General features: G+C 67.8%; 7 protein-coding genes. 2 read left to right on the top strand and 5 right to left on the bottom strand.

The window, feature by feature from the left end; all coding sequences use genetic code 11:
* Positions 1–63: 63 nt before the first annotated feature.
* From G4D85_RS44665 to G4D85_RS44655, 3 genes are all read right to left on the bottom strand, one after another.
* Entirely contained in the window at positions 64–1,572 is a 1,509-nt protein-coding gene (locus tag G4D85_RS44665) for a putative metal-binding motif-containing protein (protein WP_164020514.1), read from the bottom strand.
* The gene (locus tag G4D85_RS44660) at positions 1,569–2,411 is read right to left on the bottom strand and encodes a hypothetical protein (protein ID WP_164020512.1); all 843 of its coding nucleotides are present in this window, start codon (positions 2,409–2,411) and stop codon (positions 1,569–1,571) included. The genes G4D85_RS44665 and G4D85_RS44660 overlap by 4 nt, the downstream gene beginning before the upstream one ends.
* Before the next feature lie 202 nt (positions 2,412–2,613).
* Positions 2,614–4,245, bottom strand: a complete 1,632-nt coding sequence (locus G4D85_RS44655) for an LVIVD repeat-containing protein (protein ID WP_164020510.1) — start codon at positions 4,243–4,245, stop codon at positions 2,614–2,616.
* Between the two features lie 258 nt (positions 4,246–4,503).
* Between G4D85_RS44655 and G4D85_RS44650 the strand changes: the two genes are divergently transcribed.
* The gene (locus G4D85_RS44650; protein WP_164020507.1) at positions 4,504–5,403 is read left to right on the top strand and encodes a hypothetical protein; all 900 of its coding nucleotides are present in this window, start codon (positions 4,504–4,506) and stop codon (positions 5,401–5,403) included.
* A 203-nt stretch (positions 5,404–5,606) separates the two neighbouring features.
* Here G4D85_RS44650 and G4D85_RS44645 read toward each other — a convergent pair whose 3' ends face one another.
* Positions 5,607–6,278, bottom strand: coding sequence for a dihydrofolate reductase family protein (locus G4D85_RS44645; RefSeq protein WP_164020505.1), 672 nt, complete (start codon positions 6,276–6,278; stop codon positions 5,607–5,609).
* Between the two features lie 181 nt (positions 6,279–6,459).
* On the opposite strand from G4D85_RS44645, the gene G4D85_RS44640 reads away from it, so the two are divergent.
* On the top strand, positions 6,460–7,227 hold the full coding sequence (locus G4D85_RS44640; protein WP_164020504.1) for a hypothetical protein: 768 nt from the start codon (positions 6,460–6,462) through the stop codon (positions 7,225–7,227).
* 193 nt (positions 7,228–7,420) lie between these two features.
* Here G4D85_RS44640 and G4D85_RS44635 read toward each other — a convergent pair whose 3' ends face one another.
* A complete protein-coding gene (locus tag G4D85_RS44635) occupies positions 7,421–11,032 on the bottom strand; it encodes a Dyp-type peroxidase (RefSeq protein WP_164020502.1) in 3,612 nt (1,203 codons plus the stop codon).
* Positions 11,033–11,072: the final 40 nt, after the last annotated feature.

The following is an 11,072-nucleotide window of genomic DNA, read 5'->3' as shown; positions in this document are numbered from 1 at the left end:
GAGGAGGCGTGTCTTGCCGGACACCTCTCTCAGCTGGCCTCGATGGCCGCTCTTTTCCTACCCTCAGCCCTTTCTACCCTCGCCCCCCTGCTTGGGCCTCCCGGCCCAAAAGGGCGAAAGTCGAGTCTGAACCACGGGGGTGGTCGTCTGTAGAACGCAGGAGGTCCCCGAGTGCTGGGCCAGACGGCCGTTCGCCCCCGCCAGGAACACGCTGCCATCCGAGGGGCGCACCCAGGCGGCGCGCCAGTCCGTGATGGTGGAACAGCTGTTGGGCTGGCCGCCATCGAAGCCCTGGAAGGCCGCGCCCGCGGTCTTGCGCACGGCCAGTTTGCCGCTCAAGCCGGCGATCCACAGTGGGTACCCGCCAGGCCCCATTGCCACGGCCCGCCAGTCATGTCCGGTGCCTCCGAGGTTGAAATCGAAGACCTGCTTCAGGGTGCCGCCACAGGAAAGCCCATCATCCACCTGCCCGTCACAGTCATTGTCCACGGCATCGCAGACCTCGGTCCCGGCCTTTCTGCTGTTGGGGTCCACGTCATCGCAGTCCAAGGCATTGAAGGCCCTGCCAGCCGGCGGGGCGTTCGGGGTGCAGGTCGTCTGTGCAGTCGCGTTGGCGGCGCCCTCGCCGTCCCCGTCCACATCGGGGAAGTGGCTCATCGGAGCGGGAGCATCGCAGACCGTGTCATCCCCGGAGGCCGTGCAGGTGTACGTCCCGGTGCAGACGTCGTTGTTGCACGCAGCCCCCTTGCGCCGAGCTCCCGTGAGGAAGGGCTCGTCCTCTCCCCCCTGGCAGTTGTCATCGCGGTTGTTGCACTTCTCCATCGCTCCGGGATGAACCTCGGCGGAGGTGTCATCACAGTCGAAGGTGCCGGTCGTCACGTGGACATAGCCGGGACCGGGAGCTTCACAGCTCACGGTGGGGGCCTCGTTGCGGCCATGGGTGTCCCCGTCCTCGTCGCGGTACCAGTGCCTGTCGAACCCATCATCGACACCGCCGGCGCAGTCATTGTCCTTGCCGTCGCACGACTCGGCCTTGCCGGGAGTGCGCTCGGCATCGTTGTCATCACAGTCGAAGACCTGCGAGGGCGACTGCACGTAGCCGGCAGGGGGCCCGCATGACTGCTGGCTGTCGGCCTGTACGCCAACGCCATCACCGTCCGCATCACGGAAGTACTCTGTCCGGGCCAGCCCGTTGTCGATACCTTCCCGGCAGTCATTGTCGAGGCCGTCGCACACCTCGGGGAGTCCGGGATGGACCTCGGCGCGCGCATCGTCACAGTCGTCCCTCGAGGTTGCGTAGCCCGCGGGCACGTCACCGCAGAAAACCTCTGGCGCGGCATCCACCACCCCATGGCCGTCTTCGTCGGCATCGCGGTATGCGGTGGTGGGCTCGACGCCGTCGCAGGGGTTCTCCTGGCAGAAGCCCTCGACACACAGCTCCCCGTCGCGGCAGCGGTGCTCCTCGTTGCACTCGCGTGGCTTCTCGTTCTCGAGTGCCCCCAGGTCCGGCACGGAGCAGCCCACCATCGCCAGCAGCAGCAGCGCCAGGCCTCTCGATGTCAGCGAGCTCATCGGGCGCCTCCGCGCGCGGACAGCTCGGGCCCGGGCTCATGGGAGGGACTGGGAGACAGCAGCCAGGTGACCAGCGCGCCGGCCGCGGCCAGTCCCGCCGTGCCGAACAGGATGTTGGCCGTCCTCGCGTCGCGCTTCGCTTGCGCATGGTGCGCGAGCAGGTCGTCCTGGTAGCGGGCACCGCGTGCATCCTCGGACTGACCTCGCGAGGAGAGCGCGAACCAGGTACCCGTACCTCCGGCCGCCACACCCACGCCGAGAAGCACCCACGGCGCCAGGGGCGTGCGACGCTCGCGCACCTCCATGGCCTGCGCCTGGGTAGAGGAGGGCACCAGGTCAGTCCGGGCTCCGGCTGCATCCGCGTTGGCGTGGGGAGCCAGGGCGGACGGGGGTTCGATGGACAGGGGCAGCTCGACCGCCTGTTCCTCCGTGCCGCCGCCGGCTGGCTTTGGCTGCCCTGGTGAGAGCTGTGCGTGGATGCTGGCGCGCAGGGCCTCGAACTCCCGCGTCACCTTGGGGGAGACGAGAAGAGGAAGCTGCGCTCCGGGCTTCCGCCGGAGGGCGGACTGGAACGAGGCACGCGCCTCGTCCCAGCGTCCGAGGTCCGCGAGGATGACGCCCTCATGGAGGCTGATGACGACTTCCTCGTCGGCGCTCGGAGCGCCCTTCCGGGCGTGTCCGAGCTGCTCCAGCGCGAGCTCGTACTCGAGCCCTTCGTAGAGGCGGATGGCCTCGATGATGTATCGGTCCAGCGACTCTCCGGCCATTGCCACACGCGGCGGCATTGCCAATCCCAGGCAGACGACGAGTGCCAGGAAGGCTTCCCTGCTTTTGTCCATACGCGGACTCTAGGACAGCTCCCGAGGCCGGATCGACCTGGCTGGGCGTGAGCGCAGCCAGGACCCCATGTCGTCCACGACCCAGGGCCCAAGCAAGGGCAGAGCCGGGTAGGTCCAGCCCCGGTCCCCCAGGGTGAGCGCGACGTCGGCGAGGGAGCGGAGAATCTTCAGCACCCGGAGGGGGCCGGGCTGGGAGAGGCCGTCAGAGCTCGTTGAAGATGAGCAGGCCGCGCGAGGAGTCCGTCACGTATACGTGGCCATCTCCGGGGACGCGGACGCCGAGGACCCCTTCGAAGGGGCTCTCGCTCCGGTTCGGGTCCGTCTCGCGGAAGGTGTTGTAGTGGGCCACCTGCTTCGGCCGCGTGGGATTGGACACGTCGAGCACGCGCAGGCCGTCCTGGTACCAGGCGACGTAGAGGAGGTTGCCGCGCAGGATGAGGTTGTGCATGGACGTGAAGGGCCTGTGCGTGCGGAACTCGCCAATCTTCACGATGCGCTCGGGGCGGGTGACGTCGAGCACGCGCAGATGGGAGTAGTTGCCCTCACCGCCCTCGAAGGCGATGGTGCGGCCAGCGAAGGTGCTCACCGCGCTGTTGTGCGAGAAGCTGAGGTCCCGACGGAGGTACGCGCCCAGCTCGCGAACGTTGTCCAGGTCCGTGACGTCCACGACGACGTAGCCGCCGTAGGAATTGCTGACATAGAGGCGGCCCTCGTAGACGAAGGTGTCATGCGCCCCACCCCAGACGGCCTCGTCCGGGAGGGAGATGACGGTGCGCAGTTGGGGGTTCAGCGGCTCGGAGATGTCATGGACGTGGGTGCCGCTGCTGGTGGCCATGGAGTAGAGCCGGTCGCCGTCGACGAGCACCGTGTGGGTGCCGTAGATGCCTGTCGTGAAGCTGCGCACGAACGCGGGCTCCGCGGGGTTGGAGATGTCGTAGATGAGCGTCCCCGCCTCGTTGCTGGCCACGTAGAGCGCGTCGCCCCTGGCCCAGACGCCATTCCAGTAGTTGTTCCCGGGCAGGGAGAGGGTCTTCTTGAGCACGGGGTTTCGGGGGTCGCTCACGTCGAAGACGGAGAGCCCACCGAGGCGCACCTTGTGGGGAATCGAGACGACGTAGGCATGGCCCTTGGTGACATAGACGTCCACGGGCTGGCCCACGGGTGTGTAGCTCTCCGAGAGGAGCTCGAGGCCGCCGGAGGACTCGGGCTCTCCTCCCCAGTTGGAGACACGGTGGCCCTCGAAGGTGCCCGACTGGATGAGCCGCGTCCGCCCGCAGTACGCGAAGCAGCCGGTGAGGGTCTCTGTGTCTTTCTTCTGGCAGCCCGCCAGGGTGATGGTGGCGGTGGAGCCCGACGCGAGCACCTTATGGCCGCGGACGAAGAAGCGGCCGTCCCCCGTGTCGCGCAGCTGAAAGGGCACAAGGAACATGGTGCCGCCGTCTTCCTGGAACAGGGCGCTCGTGTTGTAGGAGGCGACGCTGCCCCCATCCACAGGAGGCCGTGCGTCCCGGAGGGCGAACTCGTAGATGGCCCCGGCAGGCATGTCAGAGAGCGTGTCGCGGTTGCACTGGGAGAGGTCGAAGCGGGACAGCTCATGGCAGGCCGTGACGCTGGCGTCCCGAGTGTCGAAGGTGCATGGCGCGAAGGAGCCCTGGTCCAGGAACTCTCCGCGCTCCTCGAGCTCGGTGTAGGTGCCGTCCCAGACATAGGGCCCCGCGTCGGGCGTCCCAGCATCGGCGGGCGGGTCCGTGTCGGGTGAGTCGTCGCAGCCAGAGAGCGGCAGGGACAGCAGCAGGGCACTGGCGGACACCAGGACTCGGAGGGGTAACGTCATGGGAGGCCTCCCGGAAGGGCGCCACGCGGAGGTGCGGGCGACCTTTCGGGAAACGGCGCGGCCCCGCTTCAATCCTAAAATGTCTGGGAATGCTTGCGGCATGGTGGGGAACGCGCTCCCGCGGACGGCGCGTGACAGGTTTCCAGCCTGTCTGGTCCCATCGTTGCATTGGCCCGGAATGCAAAGAGTTCCAGCGGACGCTTCTCCTGGATGACCGGCGGACCGTCTTCCCGTGGACCCATCCCGCCAGGAGTCTCCATGTCCTGGATTCTGTGCCTCTTCAGCTGCCTGTTCGCCTCGCTTGCCATTGCCGACGGCTCCTCTCCGAAGTCAGCACGGCTCACCGTGGCGAGTTCCTTGATGCACGCCGCTGAGCAGTCGGAGATGAACAGCGGGGCATCCCCGAACCCCTGGAAGCGGCGGGGGCGCGAGAGTGTCTCGCAGCCTCGTGGTGGACCGGCGCTGCACCTTCAGTCCCACGCCGTGGAGCGCACGGTAGGCCTTGCCCGGTCTCCAGTCCCCGGACCGGTTGCACGCAGAGCGCAACTGGGAGAGCGTTCCGGGTTTCATGCCATGGCGCGCATTCCCGCGTCGTCTTACTGGGAGTCTGACATGAAGCAACTGAGCACCTCGTGTCGTCTTGGCCTGTGTATGGCGCTGCTCGCGCTCGCGGCGTGCCAGGAGATGGATGATTTCGGTACTCCCCAAGGCCAGCCTTGCACCCTCATTGGGTGCGGCGCGGCGATGTCGATGACCCGGCACGTCGACGCCAGCCTCGATGAGCTGCGCTCCAGCACGATGACCCTCTGTCGGAACGAGGTCTGCTACACGCTGAGCTTCGCGGGCTTCTCGGAGCCCGATGAGCGCGGCAACATTACGCACAACCGTGTATACTTCCCGATGCATGGGGAGTGGCGTGAGGGAACGCCGCTCTACGATGCGTCGGTGCACTCCGCGCCCGGAGGCGGGTTCGAGCTCCACATCAGCTTCACCGCCTGGTCGGCCGCGGAGCTGAAGGACGGTGACGTGTACGCGGTAAGCGTCGTCACTTCGGCCGGACGCAATCTCATCGATGTGCGCCGGGCAGTCACATACCTGGAGAGCCAGCCGAACGGACCGAAGTGCGGACCGCCATGTCGCACGAGCCGGCTCGACTGAAGGCCCAACGGGCGCGCCTGGGCCTTCAGGCCGGGAAACTTCTCTGCCGCGATGCCTCCCCCGTCGAAGGGTTCGGCCTTGGCCAGCTCGCCATTCCGGTGCAGCAGCCACTGCCGCAGGCGGAGCGCGAGGACGACGATGCCGGCGAGGACTCCGAGGGCCAGGTACCTGCGTTCTCTCCAGGGCAGGGGCAGGGTGCTCAGCTAGGCCTCGCGCTTCATTCGCTCTTGGCGGGCGCGCTCACGCTCGCTGGGAGCATCGAGCTCCGTGCCGCCGATCTTGATCTCGCCGTCGCGCTCGTAGTGCGCGATCATGAGGCCGGTGGAGGAGACGCGCGAGCGGGTCAGCTTGTAGCTGTGCGGCGCCGAGCCGTCCGCGAACAGCTTCTTGCCGCCGCCCAGCACGACCGGCACCGTAAAGATGCTCATAGCGTCAACCAGGTTGTTGGCGAGCAGCGCGTGGACGAGTTCGGTGCTGCCTTGAGTGACGAGGTTCGGCCCGTCTTCCTGCCGTAGCCGCTTCACGTCGGCGATGTCGCGGAGCAACACCGAGCCCTGCCAGCCCGTATCGACGTCGCCCGAGCGCGAGACGACGTACTTTCTGATGTCCTTGAACAGCCTGGCGATGCCGCCATGAGGAGCGTTTTCGTCGTAGTAGGGCCAGTACGCGGCGAAGATCTCATAGGTCTTGCGGCCGAGCAGGAGATCGAACTTCTCCTTGAAGACGCGGTCGAGTTCCTCGCCGAACTCCTGATCGAAATAGGGCATCACCCAGCCGCCGAACTTGAAGCCCCTGGTCGGATCCTCGGTCGGCCCGCCGGGCGCCTGCATGACACCGTCCATGGAAACCATTGCGCCGACGATAAGCTTCCGCATGGGTCACCCTCCTTGTTTGAGTCTAAACTGCCCAGGCGCGGATGCGGTGAGACCTCGTGCCCGGCCACCGCACCAACGGTGTTCATCGCGCCCCCGCATTGTGTTTCGATGTCCGGCCGAGCCATCGATGCGGTGTTGTGCAGCCAACCCATCCCTACACGAAGCGCAGGAGCCACGACTGATGGACGCATTCGCAAGGGTGCTCGCCGAGCCCGGATCGATGGCCGCGAGGAGGGCGCTGCTCGCCGACTGGAAGGCTCGAGATGACCCTCGCGCGGAGCTGCTCGAGAATCAGCTGACGTACCTCGAGCTCGCGCGAGCGGGGAGCGACCGGGCTTACGCGCTCAGGCTGGCAATCAACGTCGCGATTGGCAAGCGCGGGTGGGCGTGGGCCGGCGAGCTCGCGAAGATTGTCACGGACTATAAGTTCCACCGTGGGCTGGTCGCGGAGATCACCATCAGTGGGGCGGACTTCGTCGCGCGCGCGCCGCGGCTGTTCGAGCTCGCGCCGATCCAGCACGTGACGATCACGGCGCCGCTGCCTTCGGTGGATGCACTGTTCTCGGTGCCGCAGCTCGCGAAGCTCACGTCGCTCAACATGCCGCTACTGGGCGCGGCCTTCGGAGATGCTGGAGCATTCGCGCTCGCGCGCTGCGAGCACGCCGCGCGGCTCGGGTGGATCTCGCTGAACTACGACGAGATCGGGCAGTCCGGGGTCGAGGCGCTGGCCGAGTCGCCAATGCTCGCGCACGCTCGCTTCCTCGGGCTGAAGGGGAACGCGGTCGATCCGACGCCGTACGTGCAAGAGGTCATGGAGGGACTCTACGGGGGCGGGCGACCGTCGCTCGCGGCGGCGCTCGAGCAGCGATTCGGGCCGCGCCCGTGGCTCACGACTCCGACGAATCCCGAGGATTGGCCGCCGGAGCGCGAGGCCCTCGCGATCACGTAGAAGTTCGAGGCGGCGCGGCGTTCGCGCGTCTGGGCACAGGTCACGGATGGCTGACGCCGGTCAGGGCCCGCAGCACCGGCTGGTCTCGCACGAGCGCGTCTCGCAGCAGGGCCATGGTGTACTCGACCACGCGGCTCGACAGCGCGCCGGTGTGATCGACCAGGGGCGTGCATGGGGGCAGGCCGGCCGTGCCTCAGCGCCTCTTCCGGCGTGGCGGCACGCGCCCTCCAGGCGGCGGCTCCGGAGTGAACCAGGGCCTGCGCAGGTGCTGCGCGTGGTGGGCGGGGAACATGGCGGAGAAGAACTCGGTCCACCCGCCGGTGCGCACGCGCACCAACTCGTAGCGCTCGGGCTGCACCGCGGCGGTCTCGTAGGTGTCGGGGTCCGCGCACGTCAGGGTGAGGAGGTTCGAGCCGACGTGGCCCGCGGCGTATTGCCGGATGAACTCCACCAGGTCCTCCTGCGGGAAGTCCTCGCGGATGTTCAGGTCCACCGGTGCCGCGTTCGACAGCCCCACGTTGATGGCCTCCTGGTTCCAGCTCTTCATCGCCGTGTAGATGGGGCGGTTCGTGCCGGGGACGGGATGCGCGGCCCGCGGCGCCTGGGCGATGGGTGGCAGGTCCTGGGGCACGGGGGTGGGGCTGAAGTCCGAGGGGAAGGGCTGGGCGTTGCGGCGGCCGCACGGCGACGCGCCGCTGCCGAGCGCATTTCCCACGTAGGCCTCGAAGGTGCCCACGCCCACCTGCAGGTGGAGCTTCCACGGCGCGCCACGCACCGAGAACTTCTTCTCCAGTTTCTGGAGCGTGTCCGCCAGCACCGGCGGCGGCGACGCCAGCGTCTGCCGGGCCACGTCGACGATGCTCTGCACGAGCCAGCCACCGAGCGCGTCCACCTCGGGGTTCCCCATGCCGAACTTCGGCAACCGCAGCGCGCTCTCGCGAAGCTGCTTGAAGCGCTTCGCCTGCTCCCCCGAGCGCAGCGTGCCCGCGAGCTGGCTCTGGAAGGGCTCCTCCATGCCGAAGCCCCAGTCCTCCTGCAGGGCCTGCACCAGCTCTGGCAGCGTGGTGACGGCGGTCTCCGGGTCGAACACCAGCGTCTTGATGGCGTAGAGCGAGTCGATGGTCGTCGCCATCGCCAGGTACATCGGGGCAATCAGGTGATAGCGCGCTCCACCATTGGAGAGGTCTCTCCCCGTCTCCACGCAGCCGTCAATCACGGTGGAGAGCAGCGGGCTGGGGCAGTAGTTCCAGAGCGCTCCGTAGTTGCCCAGCACGCTCGTGTAGAACTGCACCGTCAGGTAGCGCAGGTGCTGGAGGTAGAGCGACTGAAGCTGCTCGAAGCTGCCAATCTCCGAGGCAGGCGGAGAGCGGAAGCTGACCTTCCAGCCGCGCAGGAAGACGGGGCCGGCCTGGTTGAAGCGCGCGCCCTGGTTGAGCGCGAGCTCGAGTGCATCCAGGGTGATGACGTTGCTGAAGGCGAACTCGCACTGCCCGGCAATCATCGGCTCGTAGCAGCCGTCACACACGTAGTCGCGCGCGGCGGCCAGCGGCAGTCCCGAGCCCTGGGACAGCGCCGTCACCATGCGGTCCTCCTGGAAGAGGATGGGATGCGAGCCACCGCTGCGCAGCGCGCTCGCCGCCTCCTGGAGGAGGTCCTCGTCCATGCCCGGGTATACGCGGAGCGAGAGCACCGGCGCGTTGAGCGGCAACCGGCGCGCCGAGCGCAGGCACAGCAGCGTCAGCCGGTTGGCGCCGGGCGTGGGTTTCGCGTCATCCGTCGGCAGGTAGCCGCCCACGGTGACCTGTTGCACCCACTGGTTGATGCCGTCGCCCTGCGGGAAGTTGCCGCCGATGTACGAGACGGCGGTAGTCCCGTAGGTAACGTGGTCGGTGGCGTTCTGCCGGTTGTGCAGCGCCTTCTCGCCCAGCTTGACCCAGAGCGCGTCGAGCACCTCCTGGGCCTCGGCCTCCTTCTTCTTTTCGAAGAAGGGCGCCAGGAGCTGATCCAACCGGCCGATGGACACGGGCTCGCCGACGAGGTGCAGGCAGCAGTGGAGGTTGAAGATGCACTGGGCCGCCTCGACGAGCGTGTCGGGCTTGTCCGTGGCCAGCTTGCGCATGCGGGCGGCGAGCGACAGTAGGTTCTGCTGTTGCTCAGGGGGAAGGGTGGTGTCCCCGGCCATGCGCTCGGCCAGCAGCGCGTAGTTGAGGCAGTAACCCTGCACGCCCTCCAGCGACAGGATGGCGGCCTGGTAGAAGTCCCGCGAGTCGTCGTTGGAAGCCTTCGCGTGGCGCTTGCGCAGGTCCTTGAGCAGCGCCTCCAGGCCCAGCTCCAGTGCCTTGCGGTGGTTGGGCACCACATGCCCCATGGACGACGTCTCATCCAGCATCACGAGGAAGCCGGCAAGCCGCTCCTCGTCGCTCAGGTAGGGCATGACCTCCTTGCCGCGCCCGAGCGACAGCTCCGGCATGACTCCGACGAGGATGTCATTGGGGTCGATGCGGAACAGGTCCGCCCGCCACGCCCACGACTCGCGCGGGAGCGGGTACTCGGTGGTGGTCCACACCCGTGTCAGCATTCGCTGGATGGAGAGACCCCGGCGCACCACGACGGAGGCCTTCAGGTAGCGCTTCTCGCCGGGGTCGAGGAACTCGGAGAGCGGGGGCACGCGGGGCGTGTCCAGCCGCCGGTACCACTTGTTCTGCCAGCGCGAGAAGACCTTCCCCAGCAGGCCGAGGATGCGCTGGGACGGTGGGTCTCCCGGGCCGTACTGGCCGGTGCCCATCACGTTCAGGTAGTCCGCCGAGTTGTAGAACATCAGGCCGTTGTCGCTGCGCACCTGCCAGAGGGACGCGGGCTGGAAGTCGGCGGGAGTGAGGCCCTGCTTCACCCCGAGCTCCGCCGCGGACGGGACGTAGAAGTAGCCGCCGGAGACGGCGTTGATGACGCCCAGCAGCTTGTCCGAGTCACCCGTGGAGCCCCCCACCATCCGCCGCAGCATGGACTCGAAGGTGGCGGTGTCCCGGGCGAAGGCGGCGAAGTAGATGCCCTTCTCCCGGCCGCCGCCGCTCGGCGCGTGACCGAAGGGCAGGGCCTGGCGCACCAGCTCGCGGTTGGAGTGGTCTTCCTCCAGGACCCGCACGCGCTTGATGTGGCTGCGGAGGTCCTTGTCGGGAATGAGGACGGCCTGGTCGTCACGGCCGATGACGTTCTGCTGCCCATCCACGCTCATGTCCGAGAAGGCCGCCCAGGCCACCTCGAACTTCTGCGCCAGGGCCCAGCAGCTCCCCATGGCGCTCTGGGTTCCCGTGCCCAGGATGTGCGCCACCACGGAGGCCGGGTCGCTCGGGCTGGTGATGCCATCGACGAAGTGCTGGTCGAGGATCTTCTGGTCCGGAGGCAGCGCCGCCCGGGTCTGCTCCTGGCGCGACAGCAGGGGCCCCAGTTGCTGTTCCACCTCGGCCAGCAGCGCGTCGACGCCTTCCTTCGAGTCCGCCTTCAGGTACAGCCACAGGTCTCCGCCGGTATCCCGGAAGTGTGAGCTGGTGGCGAGCAGGGGCTGCTCGGACGGAGCGCCGGCGGGGACGTGGCCCGACCACTGGCCCCACAGCGCGCCGTTGATGGCCACGACGACGCCGCTGCGCCCGGTGTCGCTCTTGGCCTCCGAGACCAATCGCTTGAGTGCCTTGAGGATGGGCTTGCTGGAGCTGGGATTGGACAGCCATGCGGTGACGAAGACGCCGTGCGTTGGCATCAACATCAGTCCCGGCTGGGCGGACTTCACGATGGAATCGACGGATGGCACGCGAGCGGCTCCTCTGTGTGCAGGACAGGCGGGCGGATAC

The sequence above is a fragment of the Pyxidicoccus trucidator genome (assembly GCF_010894435.1).
GTDB classification, from domain to species: domain Bacteria; phylum Myxococcota; class Myxococcia; order Myxococcales; family Myxococcaceae; genus Myxococcus; species Myxococcus trucidator.
The sequence above is the reverse complement of the archived record's forward strand: the minus strand, read 5'-3'. Positions and strand labels throughout refer to the sequence as shown.